Annotated in this window: 17 protein-coding genes; 12 read left to right on the top strand and 5 right to left on the bottom strand. The window is 63.4% G+C overall.

The features are described 5' to 3' along the window. Positions 1-27 precede the first annotated feature (27 nt). From ppk2 to JQ600_RS10860, 3 genes are all read right to left on the bottom strand, one after another. Complete coding sequence (gene ppk2 / locus JQ600_RS10870) at positions 28-948, bottom strand: polyphosphate kinase 2 (RefSeq protein WP_212391558.1); 921 nt, start codon at positions 946-948, stop codon at positions 28-30. Between the two features lie 117 nt (positions 949-1,065). After that, a complete protein-coding gene (locus JQ600_RS10865; protein WP_212391560.1) occupies positions 1,066-2,490 on the bottom strand; it encodes a methyl-accepting chemotaxis protein in 1,425 nt (474 codons plus the stop codon). 195 nt (positions 2,491-2,685) lie between these two features. Further along, positions 2,686-4,443 (bottom strand): methyl-accepting chemotaxis protein, encoded by a 1,758-nt coding sequence (locus JQ600_RS10860; protein WP_212391563.1) that lies wholly within the window; start codon positions 4,441-4,443, stop codon positions 2,686-2,688. 202 nt (positions 4,444-4,645) lie between these two features. On the opposite strand from JQ600_RS10860, the gene JQ600_RS10855 reads away from it, so the two are divergent. From JQ600_RS10855 to JQ600_RS10805, 11 genes are all read left to right on the top strand, one after another. After that, positions 4,646-5,392: a YebC/PmpR family DNA-binding transcriptional regulator gene (locus JQ600_RS10855; protein ID WP_212391565.1), complete on the top strand. Its 747-nt coding sequence runs from the start codon at positions 4,646-4,648 to the stop codon at positions 5,390-5,392. A 240-nt stretch (positions 5,393-5,632) separates the two neighbouring features. Further along, a complete protein-coding gene (ruvC, locus tag JQ600_RS10850; protein ID WP_212391567.1) occupies positions 5,633-6,160 on the top strand; it encodes a crossover junction endodeoxyribonuclease RuvC in 528 nt (175 codons plus the stop codon). Then, positions 6,157-6,774: a Holliday junction branch migration protein RuvA gene (gene ruvA, locus JQ600_RS10845; protein WP_209837862.1), complete on the top strand. Its 618-nt coding sequence runs from the start codon at positions 6,157-6,159 to the stop codon at positions 6,772-6,774. Before ruvC ends, ruvA begins: the two co-directional genes overlap by 4 nt. Before the next feature lie 25 nt (positions 6,775-6,799). After that, complete coding sequence (locus JQ600_RS10840; protein WP_212391569.1) at positions 6,800-7,114, top strand: NIPSNAP family protein; 315 nt, start codon at positions 6,800-6,802, stop codon at positions 7,112-7,114. Between the two features lie 52 nt (positions 7,115-7,166). Beyond that, positions 7,167-7,697 carry a hypothetical protein gene (locus tag JQ600_RS10835; RefSeq protein WP_212391571.1) on the top strand — a complete coding sequence of 177 codons (531 nt, stop codon included), beginning with the start codon at positions 7,167-7,169 and terminating at the stop codon, positions 7,695-7,697. Next, positions 7,694-8,743, top strand: coding sequence for a Holliday junction branch migration DNA helicase RuvB (ruvB, locus tag JQ600_RS10830; RefSeq protein WP_212032928.1), 1,050 nt, complete (start codon positions 7,694-7,696; stop codon positions 8,741-8,743). Before JQ600_RS10835 ends, ruvB begins: the two co-directional genes overlap by 4 nt. 104 nt (positions 8,744-8,847) lie before the next feature. Further along, on the top strand, positions 8,848-9,711 hold the full coding sequence (locus tag JQ600_RS10825) for a DUF6869 domain-containing protein (protein ID WP_212391573.1): 864 nt from the start codon (positions 8,848-8,850) through the stop codon (positions 9,709-9,711). 91 nt (positions 9,712-9,802) lie between these two features. Next, positions 9,803-10,714: a metallophosphoesterase gene (locus JQ600_RS10820; RefSeq protein WP_212391576.1), complete on the top strand. Its 912-nt coding sequence runs from the start codon at positions 9,803-9,805 to the stop codon at positions 10,712-10,714. A gap of 79 nt (positions 10,715-10,793) precedes the next feature. Beyond that, positions 10,794-11,243, top strand: coding sequence for a tol-pal system-associated acyl-CoA thioesterase (gene ybgC, locus JQ600_RS10815; RefSeq protein WP_212391578.1), 450 nt, complete (start codon positions 10,794-10,796; stop codon positions 11,241-11,243). A 72-nt stretch (positions 11,244-11,315) separates the two neighbouring features. Beyond that, positions 11,316-11,783 (top strand): nuclear transport factor 2 family protein, encoded by a 468-nt coding sequence (locus JQ600_RS10810; protein WP_212391579.1) that lies wholly within the window; start codon positions 11,316-11,318, stop codon positions 11,781-11,783. Positions 11,784-11,790: 7 nt separating this feature from the next. After that, positions 11,791-12,366, top strand: a complete 576-nt coding sequence (locus JQ600_RS10805) for a TetR/AcrR family transcriptional regulator (protein ID WP_249135792.1) — start codon at positions 11,791-11,793, stop codon at positions 12,364-12,366. Positions 12,367-12,525: 159 nt separating this feature from the next. Here the strand turns inward: JQ600_RS10805 and JQ600_RS10800 are convergent, their stop codons facing one another. Next, positions 12,526-13,170 carry a glutathione S-transferase family protein gene (locus tag JQ600_RS10800; protein ID WP_212391580.1) on the bottom strand — a complete coding sequence of 215 codons (645 nt, stop codon included), beginning with the start codon at positions 13,168-13,170 and terminating at the stop codon, positions 12,526-12,528. Between the two features lie 109 nt (positions 13,171-13,279). Here JQ600_RS10800 and JQ600_RS10795 point away from each other — a divergent pair, with 109 nt between their 5' ends. Continuing rightward, the gene (locus JQ600_RS10795) at positions 13,280-13,990 is read left to right on the top strand and encodes a TetR/AcrR family transcriptional regulator (RefSeq protein WP_212391581.1); all 711 of its coding nucleotides are present in this window, start codon (positions 13,280-13,282) and stop codon (positions 13,988-13,990) included. Positions 13,991-14,144: 154 nt separating this feature from the next. On the opposite strand, the gene JQ600_RS10790 is transcribed toward JQ600_RS10795, so the two are convergent. Further along, positions 14,145-15,110, bottom strand: a complete 966-nt coding sequence (locus JQ600_RS10790) for a glyoxylate/hydroxypyruvate reductase A (protein ID WP_212391582.1) — start codon at positions 15,108-15,110, stop codon at positions 14,145-14,147. Positions 15,111-15,411 lie beyond the last annotated feature (301 nt).

Here is a 15,411-nt window from a genome sequence, read left to right as displayed (position 1 = left end):
CGGGTTTGCCGGATTAGCGGTACGCGCTCAGTAGCGCGCCGGTACGTACATCTCCGGCGGGACCGGACCGCGCTGGTAGTCCGGATGGCGCACGCGCGGTGGCAGGATGACGGGATCCTGCTGGACGTCGCTGTAGGGAATCTGTTCAAGCAGATGGGCGATGCAGTTCAGCCGCGCCTTCTTCTTGTCGACGGCCTCGACCAGGTGCCACGGCGCCTCGGCAATATGGGTGCGCTCCAGCATCGCTTCCTTGGCCTTGGTGTACTGCTCCCAGCGGCTGCGCGCTTCCACGTCCATCGGGCTGAGCTTCCACTGCTTCAGGGGATCGTGGATCCGCATCGTGAAGCGCAGATGCTGTACCTCGTCGGTGATCGAGAACCAGTATTTGATCAGGATGATGCCGGAACGCACCAGCATGCGTTCGAATTCCGGCACCGAGCGGAAGAATTCCTCGACGTCGGCTTCGGTGCAAAATCCCATCACCCGCTCGACGCCCGCGCGGTTGTACCAGCTGCGGTCGAACAGCACGATCTCGCCGCCGGCCGGCAGATGCGAGACGTAACGCTGGAAATACCATTGGGTGCGTTCGCGCTCGTTCGGCGCCGGCAGTGCGGCGACCCGGCAGACCCGCGGGTTCAGCCGCTGCGTGATGCGCTTGATGACGCCGCCCTTGCCGGCAGAATCGCGTCCCTCGAAGATGACAACCACTTTCAGCTTCTGGTGCTGCACCCAGCTCTGCAGTTTGACCAGTTCGCCCTGCAGGCGGAACAGTTCCTTGAAATAAAGCCGGCGGTCGACGGTCTCCTCGGCGGAATGGCTTTCGAATTCGTTGGTCAGCGCGTCGAGGCGGTCGTCGTCGATCTCGAGTTCCAGTTCCTCGTCGAAACTGTCCATCATTTCCGCGTGGATGCGATCATGGATCGAGCCATTGACTGGTTTTTCGGTCATCAGAATACTCCGCCCAGGGAAGCGCAAAAGGAAATGCACGGCATCACCGTTAGTTTCAAATGCGCATGTCAGGGGTGTGACAGCGCGCGCCGGGCAAGGCGTTTTGACGTCTGTCGTTCAGGATTGCCGGAAACCCATGCGGAAGGCGCCCCAATGGCGGCCGCGCACGTGGATCGGCGAGGAGAGGTCTTTCATCAATACGAAATTGCCGCCGCCCATGTCGCGGCGGTAGGTCTGCAGCAGGAACGGTTTTGTGTTCGCCGCCACCTTCTTCACCGCGCGATCGCTGAACAGGCGGCGGTTGCGGCAATTGGCGTTGTTCCAGACGGGGTCGGGCCCCTGCGGCAGGCGGTAGTTCGGATTGTGGGTCGGCAGATAGCCGCCTTTGGCCCAGGCGACGCAGAACACGATGCGCGGATCGCTCTTCTGGATCGGATCCTGGATGGAAGGCAGCACGCGGTCGGTGAAGGCGACATAGTCGGTCAGATATTGCTTCGGATCGGTACCTGCGATTTCGCGGTATTTCTCGTCCATCAACTGCTCGACCGTGATCTCGCCGCGCGCGACGGCGGCCTCAAACGCGTCGGAAATCTGCTTTGCGGTGTCGATCACCACGCGGATCAACGGCGCATCCGAAGTCTCGACGCCGCTGTCGGCGATCAATGCGATCAGGCCTTCCGACAGTTCGAGCAGCTTCGCCACCCGTCCGTCGGCCTGCTTCAGCTCGCTGGAGGACAAATCGACGCCCTGGGCAAGCTGGCCGAGTTCCTCGATCACGCGGTCGCAATGGCCGAGATTGGACGTCGCGGCCTTGGCGACGCCGTCGATCTCATAGCCTACGGACGCGATGCCCTGGTGCACGCGCGCGATGATGCCGCTGATCTGCTGTGCGCCTTCACCAGCGCTCTTGGCGCGGAGCGAGGCGTCGCTGCTCTCGCCGATCAGGCTGCCGATCTGGCCGTCGAGATCGCGCATGGTCTCGGAAATCTGCTGCGTGGCCTGGCGCGTCCCCTCCGCCAGGCTCTTCACCTCGTTCGCGACCACGGCAAAGCCACGGCCGGCGGTTCCGGCGCGCGCCGCCTCGATCGTGGCATTGAGCGCCAAAAGGTTAGTCTGTTTCGCAATCGCCTCGATCGAGCCGGAAACTTTTGCAACCTGCGACAGGGCCGAGCCGACGGCGCTGAGCCGGGCCTCGATACGGCCGACCGCGTCGACGAGTTCGGCGATGTGCTTGACGGCCGTATCCACCGCGCTGCGCGACTGAACGATCTCTCCGACGGCTGCGGACGTGGTCGATTGCACCGCCTGCGATGCATTGGCGATGTCGCGGTTGGCCGAGACCATCGTCTGGGCCGTCTTCTGCAAGTGGTGGAACCGGTCCGACTGGTTCGCGACGCGGCTGGCGACCTCCTGGACGTTGCCGGCGATATCGGCAAGTTCCACGCCGAGCCCGCCGATGCGGTCGGCAAGCTGGTCAATGAGGCGTTCGGCCAGTGTCTGGTTGGAGTGAGTGTCCAGGACCGCACGCTGCACAAAGGACATGCTCGAGCTTTCTCCAATCAGAGCCGATGACCGGCCCACCGCGGCGAGCGCATTCCAATTCCAAGTCTAGAACGCGATTCGCGCCTTGGAGTCTTGCCTGAGAGCGAACTGGAGCATTTTCGAGCGAAGCATGCCCTCGGACTTGATCCGGGGGTTGATACCGGTTCGCGTCGAGAAAACGCGTCAATCAAGAATCTAGAGCCGGTAGGCCGTGCGGAAGCCGCCCCAGTGCCGACCCTTGACGCGGATCGGCACGTCGATCTCGCGCATCATCACGGTGTTGCCGTTGCCCATGTCGCGGGCGTAGCTCTGCACCAGGTAGGCGCGCTGGTTGCGGCCGGCGGCGAGGCCCGCGGGATCGTTGAAGATGCGGCGGTTGCGGCTGTTGGCGGTGTTCCAGGTGACGTCGCCCGGACGTTGCGGATGCGAATAGATCTTGTTGTGAACCGGCAGATAGCCGTTGGTGTCGATGACAGCGCAGAACGCCATGCGCTTGTCTTTGGCGAGGAAGGCTTCCTGGAACGGTGGCAGCGCGCGGTCCGCCCAGTCCAGAATTTTGGTGCGGTGCTGCACCGGGTTGCTGCCGGATATTTCGACATAGTTGGTGTCGAACATGTCCTCGATCGAGATCGCGCCGCTGGCGACGCCCTGCTCGAAAATCCTGGTCAACGCGGCGCCTGCTTCCATGGCGCGGGTGACGAACTCGGTGTTCTCGTCGTGGATCGCCCACAATTTGTCTTCGATCGCCTCGCGCAAAGCGGCGTTCGGCCGCTCGAACTGCGCCTGCGCGCCGGCCTTGGAACGCTCGCTGATGCGAATTTTGCAGGCGCCGATATCCGGCAGCGTGGCGTCGAGGCTTTGGTTGGGCGTCAGCTTTTCGGCGTCGGGACCGCTGATCAGGATGCCGTCGATCGAAATCTCGTAGACCGGCGCCGTGATCAGGCCGCGCGCGGTCTGGATTTCGATTTGGAGGCTGCAGGGCAGCTTTTCCTGTTTGCGCTGGCCCTGGCGCTCGCTTTGGCGCAGCAGCACCGCGCAGCGCGATTTGAGCTTCTGCGCAAAGGTCGTGACCGCCCTTCCGGCATTGGCGACGTTTTCACCATGCGCTTCGGCTTCCTTGGTCGCGACGCCGATCTCGGAGGCGCTTTCGCCGACCGAGACGATGAAGCGCGACGCGGAGGCGGCATTGTCGGACATTTCTCCGGTGGTCTGGCTTTGCTCGGCGACCGCGCCGTTGACGTTGTCGAACACCGGCCGGATCAATTTAATCGCCTGCGAAATCCGATGCACGGCGTCGACCGAGCCGGCGGCGTCGCGCTGCAGCGCTTCGATCTTCCTGGTGATTTCCTCGGTGGCGTTCTGGGTCTGCACCGCGAGCGCCTTCACCTCGGTGGCGACGACGGCAAAGCCGCGCCCGGCTTCGCCGGCGCGCGCGGCCTCGATGGTGGAATTGAGGGCCAGCAGCGTGGTCTGCCTTGCGATCTGCGCGATCAGATTGACGACGTTGCCGATCGCCGCGGACGATTCGCGCAACCGGTCCACATTGGCGCTGGCTTCGCGGGCGGCCTCGCTGGCCTGGTCGGCGAGCTTGCCGGCATCGCGGACCTGCTCGCCGATGCCCTGGGCCGAATGGGTGAATTTGTCAGCGGCCTGCGAGAAGGTGGTTGCGGTGCTCTGGGCTGCGGTGGTGCGGCCGGTCAGGGCGTCAGTGCGGTGGCGGATGGTGGTCAGTGTGGCCGCGGTCGCCTCGGCGCCCCCGGCGACCGAATGGGCCGCGCGCTCGAGCTGGCGGATCATGCCACCGAGTTCGAGTTCCAGCAGTTCAAGGATTTCCTTGGCTGAATCGCCTTCGGGCGCGGGCGCGTCGGTCGCAGCCACAACCGCCGGAACCTTAAGCTCGACGGCAGCCGTGGTCGCTTCCGGCTCTCGCTTTCGAAATAAACCGAACGCCATGAGGGCTCTTAAAAGTTGAGAATGTGGGGCGCATCCTCTCATCCGGGCATGAAGTCATGGTTAACAACTGCCTGATATTCCGGCATACGGGTCACTACTTAAGTACCAAAACGGCCGTGAATCTTTGATTTTGGCCGGTTGTCGGCCTATAAGGCCGCGTTTTCATCCAAATCCGCTCACGAACGAATCCAAGAGACCCCGCATGGCCGGCCATTCCCAATTCAAGAACATCATGCACCGCAAGGGGCGGCAGGATGCCCAGAAGTCGAAACTGTTCGGCAAGCTGGCGCGGGAAATCACGGTTGCGGCCAAGATGGGCCAGCCCGATCCGTCGATGAACGCCCGGCTGCGCGCGGCGATCATTTCCGCTCGCCAGGAAAACATGTCGAAGGATTCGATCGAGCGCGCCGTGAAGAAGGCGAGCGGCGGCGAGGGCGAGAACTACGACGAGATTCGCTACGAGGGCTATGGCCCCGGCGGCGTCGCCGTGATCGTCGAGGCGCTGACCGACAACCGCAACCGCGCGGCCTCCGATATCCGCTCCTACTTCACCAAGTCCGGCGGCAACCTCGGCGAAACCGGATCGGTTTCCTTCATGTTCGATCACACCGGCATCATCGAATACGACGCCAAGGTGGCCTCCGACGATGCGATGCTGGATGCGGCGATCGAAGCCGGCGCCGACGACGTGATCTCGAGCGAGAGCGGCCACGAAATCTATGCCTCCAAGGAAACGTTTCGCGAGGTCGCCAAGGCGCTGGAGACGAAATTCGGCGAGGCCCGCAAGGCGGCGCTGACCTGGAAGCCGCAGAACACGGTGCCGGTGGACGACGAGACCGGCGAGAAGCTGCTCAAACTGATCGACCATTTGAACGAGCACGACGACGTGCAGAACGTCTACGCCAATTTCGAGGTCTCGGACGCGCTGATGGCGAAGATGGGCGGTTAGGGATCTCGTGTCCCGGACGCGGTGCAGCGCGGAGCGCTGCTCCGCAGAGCTCAGATGCGCAATTGCGCATCGGGGGACCCATGTCTCCGCAGAACGAGCTGATGGATGGGCCCCGGCTCAGCAACGCACCACGCCGCAAACGCGGCGCACTGCGTTGCGTCCGGGGCACGTCCCACCGCTTTAGCGGGGAATACGTTCTCTTTATGTTTCGTTCACGGTGCTCTGGCGTTATCACAGGCCATGACATCTCCTCCGATTCGCCAACCCGTCCGGATTATCGGCATCGACCCCGGCCTGCGCCGCACCGGCTGGGGCGTGATCGAGACCGAGGGCAACCGGCTGGTCTTCATCGGCTGCGGCTCGGTGGAGCCGCCGGACGATCAGCCGCTGGCGAGCCGGCTGCTCGCGATCCATGAAGGCCTCGCCGCCGTGCTCGGCGATTTCCGTCCCATGGAGGCTGCGGTCGAACAGACCTTTGTCAACAAGGACGGCGTCGCAACGCTAAAACTCGGGCAGGCGCGCGGCGTCGCCATGCTGGCGCCGGCGATGTTCGGCATATCGGTTGCCGAATACGCGCCCAACCAGGTCAAGAAGACCGTGGTCGGCGCCGGTCATGCCGACAAGAACCAGATCGCTGTCATGCTCAAGATCCTGCTGCCGAAGGCCGAGCCGAAATCCGCCGACGCCGCCGACGCGCTGGCGATCGCGATCACGCACGCCCATCACCGCGCCGGCACGGCGCTGCGGCTGAAGGTGGCGGGCCTATGATCGGCAAACTCAAAGGCCTGATCGACTCCTATGGCGAGGACTACGTGATCCTCGACGTCGGCGGCGTCGGCTATCAGGTGCATTGCTCCTCGCGCACGCTGCAGGCGCTGCCCGCGCCCGGCGAGGCCGCGGTGCTTTCGATCGAGACCTATGTGCGCGAAGACCAGATCAAGCTGTTCGGTTTTCGCGGTGACATCGAGCGCGAATGGTTCCGCCTGCTGCAGACCGTGCAGGGCGTCGGCGCCAAGGTGGCGCTGGCGGTGCTCTCGACGCTGCCGCCGGCCGAGCTTGCGAATGCGATCGCGCTGCGCGACAAGGCCGCGGTGACGCGCACGCCCGGCGTCGGCCCCAAAGTCGCCGAACGCATCGTCACCGAATTGAAGGACAAGGCGCCGGCCTTTGCCAACGTCGATCCGGCGCTGGTGCATCTCTCCGGCGCGATCGACAATGACCGCGCGCCGCGCCCGGTCACGGATGCGATCTCGGCGCTGGTCAATCTCGGCTACGGCCAGCCGCAGGCGGCCGCCGCCATCGCATCCGCCTCGCGCAGCGCCGGCGAGAATGCCGAGACCGCGCAACTCATTCGGCTGGGGCTGAAGGAACTCGCGAAGTGAGCGAATTGCGCTGGAGCATCACAAAATGATTACATGTTATCTGCGTTACGAGGTTCGCCCCGACAAGCTCGCCGACTTCGAGGCCTACGGCGCAATGTGGCTGGAGCTGCTGCCGCGCTTCGGCGGCATCCATCACGGCTACTTTTTGCCATCCGAAGGCGCGAGTGACATCGCCTTGGCGATGTTCAGCTTTCCAAGCCTCGCGGCCTACGAACAGTACCGCAAGGACGCGGCCCTCGATCCAGACGTTCAGAAGGCGGTAGCCTTCGCAAAAGAGACACGCTGCTTCATCCGTTTTGAACGGTCATTTTTCCGGCCATTGTTTCCGAAAACGGCTTAAAGCTGAGCGACGAGCAGCCGCATGAAGACGCTTTCTTGAAGGAACTGGCGAAGTGAGCGAGTACCGCGATTATTCTGCAGGTGCCGTTGCCGGGCGTTTCGCGCGCGCGATCGGCATCGTCCTGATTTTTTCCATTGCAGGACCGCTGACGATTGCGGCGCTGATTTCGCTGATCGTGGTCGGATTCGGCGCCGCGCTGCTGCAAATGTTTCTCGCACTTCTCGAACTCGAAGCACTGCGTACCATCGTCTCTGTCGCGATCGTGCTGCTTGCACTTGCGACGATGCTCGCGGCGTTCCTGCCATCGGTCGCTGCCGGCCTGATATTCGCATTGGCTGCGGTCTATGGCGGCATCAACATGATCTGGATGGCGTGGCTCGCCGCGGCCATTGCCGTCGCCGGTTTCGTCGTATTCGGCATATTTTTGGTGCCCTCGGAATCATCGGCCGTGATCTTGCCGGATGTCCGGTCCGCACGACAGGCGCTGTCGCTGTCAGCGATCCTCGCCGTGCTGGCGGTCATTCCGGCCAGCCTGTGCTGGTGGCTCGCGAAACCCCTTCATCGTGCTAGAACTGCCGCATGAACACACCGTCCCGCATCGTCACCCCCGAGCGCCGTTCCGACGATGTCGGCGACACCGCGCTGCGCCCGCAATTGCTGTCCGAGTTCGTCGGCCAGGCGCAGGCGCGGAAAAATCTTTCGATCTTCATCGAGGCGGCGCGCAAGCGCGGCGAGGCGCTGGATCACGTGCTGTTCGTCGGTCCTCCCGGCCTCGGCAAGACCACGCTGGCGCAGATCGTGGCGCGTGAACTCGGCGTCGGCTTTCGCGCGACCTCCGGCCCTGTGATCGCCAAGGCCGGCGACCTCGCAGCGCTGCTGACCAATCTCGAAGAGCGCGACGTGCTGTTCATCGACGAAATCCATCGCCTCAGCCCGGCGGTCGAGGAAGTGCTCTATCCCGCGATGGAGGACTTTCAGCTCGATCTCATCATCGGCGAGGGGCCGGCAGCGCGATCCGTGAAAATCGAGCTGGCGAAATTCACCCTGGTCGGCGCCACGACGCGCGCGGGCCTGCTCACCAATCCGCTGCGCGACCGCTTCGGCATTCCGGTGCGGCTGAATTTCTACACCGTGGAAGAGCTGGAGAAGATCGTCACACGCGGCGCCCGTGTGCTCAACATCGGCATGACGCCTGACGGCGCCAACGAGATCGCGCGCCGCGCCCGCGGCACGCCGCGCATCGCCGGTCGGCTGCTGCGCCGGGTGCGGGATTTTGCGTCCGCCGCGGATGCCAGCTCTGTCGACCGCGCCATCGCCGACCACGCGCTGAGCGCGCTGGAAGTCGATGCCGCCGGCCTCGATGCGATGGACCGGCGATATCTTTCGACCATCGCGCTGAACTATGGCGGCGGTCCGGTCGGCGTGGAAACCATGGCGGCGGCGCTGTCGGAGCCGCGCGATGCGATCGAGGACATCATCGAGCCGTTCCTGATCCAGTGTGGCTATCTCCAGCGCACCCCGCGCGGCCGGCTGTTGACCTCGCACGCCTTCAAGCATCTCGGCCTCGCCGAACCCGCCCGCGATCCGGCGCAGTTCGGCTTGTTCGGCGGCGGTGACAGCGATGACTGAACGCTATCGAACCGAATCGGCCTAATCACGCACTAACGGTAAATATCGACAAGTCGGCGACGCGCCTCCGTGCGGGACCGGCTGTTTTTGCCGTGGAGTGCCAGATGAAATCAACCGAAGACGCCAAGGTGCTGGCCATTGTCGCAGCGCCGGAACTGGGCACGCCCGACGATTCCGACGTCCTCAACGCGATGCCTGTCGACGAGCTGGCCTCATTGTGGGCTGTGCTGCAGCGGCTGAGCAAGCGCGACCAGACTTCCGGCGCCTGGGCGGCCAAGCTCTATTTCGATCATCTGCCGCACCGCAAGCCGGATCGCGCGCTCGATCTTGCGCTTGAAGTGCTGCGCAGTGAATCCGACAAACCGACCGTGATGCAGCTCAATGAAAAGTTCATGATGTCGCTGATGTATGCCCACGGCGAAATCGTGATCGACCGGATCGAGGCCGAGGCGAAGAATAACGCCCGGCTGCGCTGGCTGCTCGGCGGCGTTCTGCTCGGTCCAAACAAGCCGTTGAAGCAACGCATCCAGGCGATCGCCGACCTCAAGGGCTGGAAGGCCGACGACGTCGCGCGACGGACTCCAAAACAGCCGCTCGATTGTGAAGCCATGACGCTGCCGGAGCTGGCGCGCGCCTGGGTCGAACAACATTCGAAATCCGACTGCGACCGCGATGACAATTTCTTTGCGATGATGGATTATGAGAGTGAATTGCGTGGTGAGGATCCGGACAGGGCGATTGATCTGATCGTCGCGATCCTCGAGATCGAGACCAATCCGGCGCTGCTTTCGCTGCTCGCCGCCGGTCCGCTCGAGGATGTCATCAGCATGGAAACCATCGACCGCATCGAGCGCGAGGCGCAGGCCAGCGATCGTTTTCGAGATCTCTTGGGCGGCGTCTGGTACTACCGCGCCTCCGACGAATTGAGGGACCGGCTCGACGCGCTGGTCGGGGAGAACAGGTGGTAACCTTAATGCGACTGCTGACGATCTGCACAAACGCACCCCAATTCCGGCTCAATACCCGCCCAAGTTTGCGATGCATCACGATTGACCAGCCATGATTTCACGCCGACATTTCTTTCGATTCTTTGGTGGATTGGGCGCCCTCGGCGTCACGACCACGGCCTACGGATTCTCCGAACCCGCGCTGCAGCTTCGCGTCACGCGATACAACCTTGCGCCGCCGCAATGGCCCACCGATCTCAAGCTCAAGATCGCCGTCATCACCGACCTGCACGCCTGCGATCCCTGGATGTCGCTCGACCGCATCCAGGGGATCGTTGAACGAACCAACGCACTGAAGGCCGACGTCATCGTCATGCTCGGCGACTACGTGGCCGGGCACCGCAAGGTGACGCGCTTCATCCCGGCCGATGAATGGGCGCCGGTGCTGGCCGGGCTGAAGGCCCCGCTCGGCGTGCACGCCATTCTCGGCAATCACGATTGGTGGGATGACAAGGAAGTGCAGCGCGAAGGCAAGGGGCACACCTTCGCCCGCCGCGCGCTGGAGGCGTCAGGCATTCCGGTTTACGACAACGACGCCAGGCGCCTCACCAAGGACGGGCGGCCGTTCTGGCTGGCTGGCCTTGGCGATCAACTGGCCTATTTCCCGGCACGCCGTTTCAGGCCGGTGCGGCGGGTCGGCGTCGACGATCTCGGCGCCACGCTGGCGAAGGTCACCGATGACGCGCCGGTTATTCTGCTGGCGCATGAGCCCGACATCGCCAAGCGCGTGCCGTCGCGGGTGTCACTGCAGCTCTCCGGTCATACCCATGGCGGTCAGGTGCGTTTGCTGGGCTGGTCGCCAGTCGCACCGTCTGGTCAACGGCTCGCTTATGGCCACATCCGTATGAAGCACGACATCGTCGTCTCCGGTGGCCTCGGCTGCAGCATCATGCCGTTCCGCATCGGCGTTCCCCCGGAGATCGTGCTGGTGACCCTGGGCGGGCAGGGTGCGGTGGTAGCGTAATCCGCCGCAAGGCGTTACGCTTGCGCGGCAGGCGGATTTTGCGCAAAACGATGGCTTTCCAGGCGATCGAGGGCCGCAATTGACTTTACCCCACATCGACGGCGAGGTCCGCGACGGCCGCCATCACATGCAGGTCCGCGTCTATTACGAGGACACGGATTTCTCCGGCATCGTCTATCACGCCAATTATCTGCGCTTCATGGAGCGCGGCCGCACCAATCATCTGCGGCTGATGGGGGCCGATCAGCATGCGCTGTTCGAGCAGGCGCAGGCGGAGACGCCGGGTTTCGCCTTCGTGGTCCGCTCGATGGAGATCGATTTCCTGCGCCCGGCGCGGATGGACGATCTGCTCGATGTGGTGACCTGGCCGATCGCGGTGAAGGGCGCCTCGATCACGCTGGCGCAGGAAGTGCGGCGCGGTGAAGAGGCGCTGGTCACCGCCAAGGTGCGCGTCGCGTTCATCTGCGAGGGTAGGGCCCAGCCGATCCCGAAATCGCTGCGGCTGTTGATGAAGGCCGATCTGGAGTGACTCTGCGGAATACTTGACTCTCTGTACCGATCGGTACAGTCTCCAGTTCTGTTCAAAAGCTGGAGATGTCAGATGTCGCGTCCGCCATTGCCGCCGTTCACGCGGGAGACCGCAGCCCAGAAGGCCCGCATGGCGGAGGACGCCTGGAATTCGCGCGATCCCGTGCGCGTCTCGCTGGCCTATACCGAGGACAGCCGATGGCGGAACCGCGCTGAATTTTTTCAGGGCCGCGAGGCGATCGTCGAATTCCTCACCCGCAAATGGGCGAAGGAGCAAGAATATCGCCTGATCAAGGATCTCTGGGCCTTCGACGCCAACCGCATCGCGGTGCGCTTCCAGTATGAATGGCATGACGCTGCCGGGCAGTGGCACCGCTCCTACGGCAACGAGCAATGGGAGTTCGACGAGCACGGCCTGATGCGCCGGCGCGAGGCCAGCATCAACGATGTCGAGATTGCCGAGAAAGAGCGCCGCTTTCACTGGGCCGCGCCCGGACCGCGTCCGGCGGATGTCACGGGCTTGAGCGACAGCCCGTTCTAGTGAAGCCATGGCCAAGGGAACTATAGCCAGGACCGTTTCCGAACGCGCCGATCTGTTGCCGCTGATCTCGGAGGTGTTCCGCAGCCACGGCTATGAAGGCGCGACGCTGGCGCTGATCGGCAAGGCCACGGGTTTGGGGAAGGGCAGCCTCTATCATTTCTTCCCCGACGGCAAAGCGCAGATGGCCGCGGAAGTCCTGGCCGAGATCGATCACTGGTTCGAGGTCAATATCTTCGCGGCCCTGCGCAAGTCCGATGATCCCGCACAGGCGATTGCCGACATGACTGCGGGTGTCGATCGCTATTTCCGCTCGGGCCACCGCGTCTGCCTGGTCGGCGTGATTGCGCTCGGGGCATCGCGGGATATTTTCAGCTCGCAGGTGCAGGATTATTTCAGCCGCTGGAACGATGCGCTGGCGCAAACGCTGCGGCGCGCCGGGCTGAGCACAAGCGTCGCGCGGCGGCGATCCGCGGATGCGCTGCTGACCATTCAGGGCGCGCTGGTGCTGGCGCGGGCGCTCGACGATACAAAGGTGTTCGGGCAGGCGCTGGTGGATATGAAGGCGAGGCTGCTGGCGAAATGAGATTGGTGGCGTTCGCTATCCACGTCGTCCCGGCCTTGAGCCGGGACCCATAACCACCGGGAGCAGTTTTGCGAAAGACGTCAACCAAACTGCCCAACCGAAAGATTCCGCGGTATGGGTCCCGGCCTTCGCCGGGACGACTCGTGGTGAGATAGTGCCTTACGCCGCCGCCTTGTGGCGCGCGATCTCGGCCTTGTAGAGGTCGAACTCTTCGGCCAGCGCCTTGGCCACGCTCGGCCGCTTCTTCATCCGCTCGAGATAATCCTTCACGGCTGGATATTTCGAAAAGTCGATCATCGGGGTTGCGATGCTCCAGTTCAGCACGGTGGTGAGATAGGCATCCGCCACGCTGAAATGGTCGAGCACGAATTCACGCCCCTCGAGATATTTGTTGAGGTAGTCGAGGCGCGACAGATACCGCTCCAGCGTATAGGCCTTGACCTCCGCCGGCACGGTCTTGCCGAGCAGCGGCGTGAACAGGCCCTTGTGCAGTTCGGTGCCGATGAAGCACAGCCATTGCTGCAGCTTCGAGCGTTCGATGCCGGGTCTTGCCCCGATATCGGAATCGGACAAGCGCTCGGCGACGTGCTGCAGGATCGCGGCGTTCTCGGTCAGCGTCACGCCGTCGTCGGTCCGCACCACGGGTACGAGGCCGAGTGGATTGACCGCGTAGAAATCCGAATCGTCCTTCAACACGCGTTTGGTCTTGGGGTCGACCTCGATGAAGTTGGCCTGGCTGCCGGCCTCATACAGCGCGATCCTGGTTGCCATCGAGCAGGCGAGGGGCGAGAAATAAAGGTCCATGTACGAATCTCCCTTGGGTCACTTTTGCGCTTGGGTTCAGGCGGTCGTAACGGCTAAGCTTGATTTATGTACCGCTCAGTATAAATAAGCGTCAAGGATTATTTGCAAGATGGTACAAAAAAGAAACCCACCGGCGCCACGGGCCCGGCCGGAGGCTGCATCGCTGAAGCCCGCAAAGCCTCAGCCTGCGAAGCCGCAGCCCCCGGCCGGCGGCGCCCCACCAAAACGCCGCGGCCGGCCGCGCGCCTATGAGCCCGACGTGGCGCTGTCCCGCGCGCTCGATGTGTTCTGGAAGGACGGATTTGCCGCGACCTCGCTCGACGATCTCAGCGCCGCCACCGGCATGAACCGGCCGAGCCTCTATGGCGCGTTCGGCGACAAGCGCGAACTCTACAAGAAGACCTATGAGAGCTACCGCAACCGCGCCCGCGCGCGGATGGGCGAAGCCTTCGCGGCCGACATGCCGCTGCGGCCGATGCTGCTTCGGATCTATGGCATCGCGCTCGACATGTATCTGTCGGGCGAAGGCGGCCCGCGCGGCTGCTTCACAGTGATGACCGCGACTTCGGAAGCGGTGTTCGACCCTGACATCCGCGCCCTGGTGGTCAGCGGCCTCGTCGAGATGGACCGCTTCTTCGCCCGTCTGTTCAAGATCGCCCAGGAACGGGGTGAACTGTCCGCCTCCGCCGATCCGCAAGTGCTGGCGAATCTCGCGTCGGCGACGATCCACACCATCGCAATCCGCGCCCGCGCCCAGATGCCGCGCGCCGAACTGGAAGCGCTCGTCAACGGCGCGGTCGATGTGATGGCGCGGGGGTAGTTGTCGTCCCGGCGAAGGCCGGGACCCATACGCCGCGGCGGATGTTGTCTGACAAGAAGGCAACGATCAGCGTGCAAACCAATAATCGCCGGTGGTTATGGGTCCCCCGATGCGCAATTGCGCATCTGTGCTCAAGGCCGGGACGACATCCCAATCAATACCCTTGCTTGCGATCCACCACGTTCTCGAGCGCTCCGCCGGCCTCGAAGCGCTCGATCTGGCGCGCGACGTATTTCGAGATTTCCTCGGGGTCGGTATCGGCGGCGTTGTGCGGGGTCAGCACGACCTTCGGATGGGTCCAGAACGGGCTGTCGGCAGGCAAGGGCTCCGTGACGTAGACGTCGAGCGAGGCGCCGCCGAGCGTGCCGTCTTCCAGGCAGCTCAGAATATCCGCCTCGTTCTGCGAAGCCCCGCGGCCGGCATTGATCAGGACCGGCGCGCCCATTGGGCTTGAGCGGTTGAGTTTTTCGAACACGGCGCGATTGAGGATACCGCGCGTATCCGTCGTTAGCGGCAGCAGGCTGACCAAAATGTCGGTCTGCCGCAAAAACGCTTCCAATTGCTGCTCGCCGTGAAAGCAGGGGACGCCGGCGATCTCCTTGGGGCTGCGGCTCCAGCCCACGACCTTGAAGCCGACATGTTTGAGGACGCCGGCGGCATGGGCACCCAGCGCGCCCAGCCCCATGATGCCGACCGTGATCGCGCCGGCCGCCCATTGCGGCTGCGGCGACCAGCGTTTCACCCGCTGGCTCTCGCGCAGATAAAGCTCCTGCCGGTGATGCATCAGCGCGTGCAGCACGACATATTCCGTCATCCGCTCGGTCAAATCGGGGACCGCGACCCGCACCAGCGGCACGTCGGGCAGCGTGGAATCCACCATCAGCGCATCGACGCCGGCGCCGAGATTGAAGATGATACGCAAATTCCTGAAAGCGGCGAGCTCCCCGGGCTTCGGCTTCCACACCGCGGCGTAATGGACCTCGGCCGGGTCGAACGACGCATCCGGCATCTCCACTATGGAGCGATCCGGGCAGACGTCGCCAAACCGCTTCATCCACCGCGACGCTGCCCAGTTATCAGTCCCGCCACGCACCAGCAGCGCAAGCGCCCCTTTTTTCATTGATTTTCCCTTCGTATCGCCACGCAGCGCGACCGGTACCTTCTGAGGATTGAACCATTCCTCTAACCTCCTTTCACCAAGCAAGGGAGATACCAAATGACCAAATCATCGTAATTCCGGCTGTGGTCATGGCTGTCATGCACCTGCCGGCATTTCGATTGTCGGTCTCTGACCGGGCGTGGAACACTCGAAAATTTCTTTCGCTCCGCTGTCGGCAGCGGGCATAATCGTTCGTCCTAGGCATGATCCGGAAAAGTGGGCTCCGGTTTTCCGATAAGATCATGCCTCATCAAGAGACAAC

The organism is Bradyrhizobium sp. AUGA SZCCT0176 (assembly GCF_018130145.1).
GTDB lineage: Bacteria > Pseudomonadota > Alphaproteobacteria > Rhizobiales > Xanthobacteraceae > Bradyrhizobium.
The sequence above is the reverse complement of the archived record's forward strand: the minus strand, read 5'-3'. Positions and strand labels throughout refer to the sequence as shown.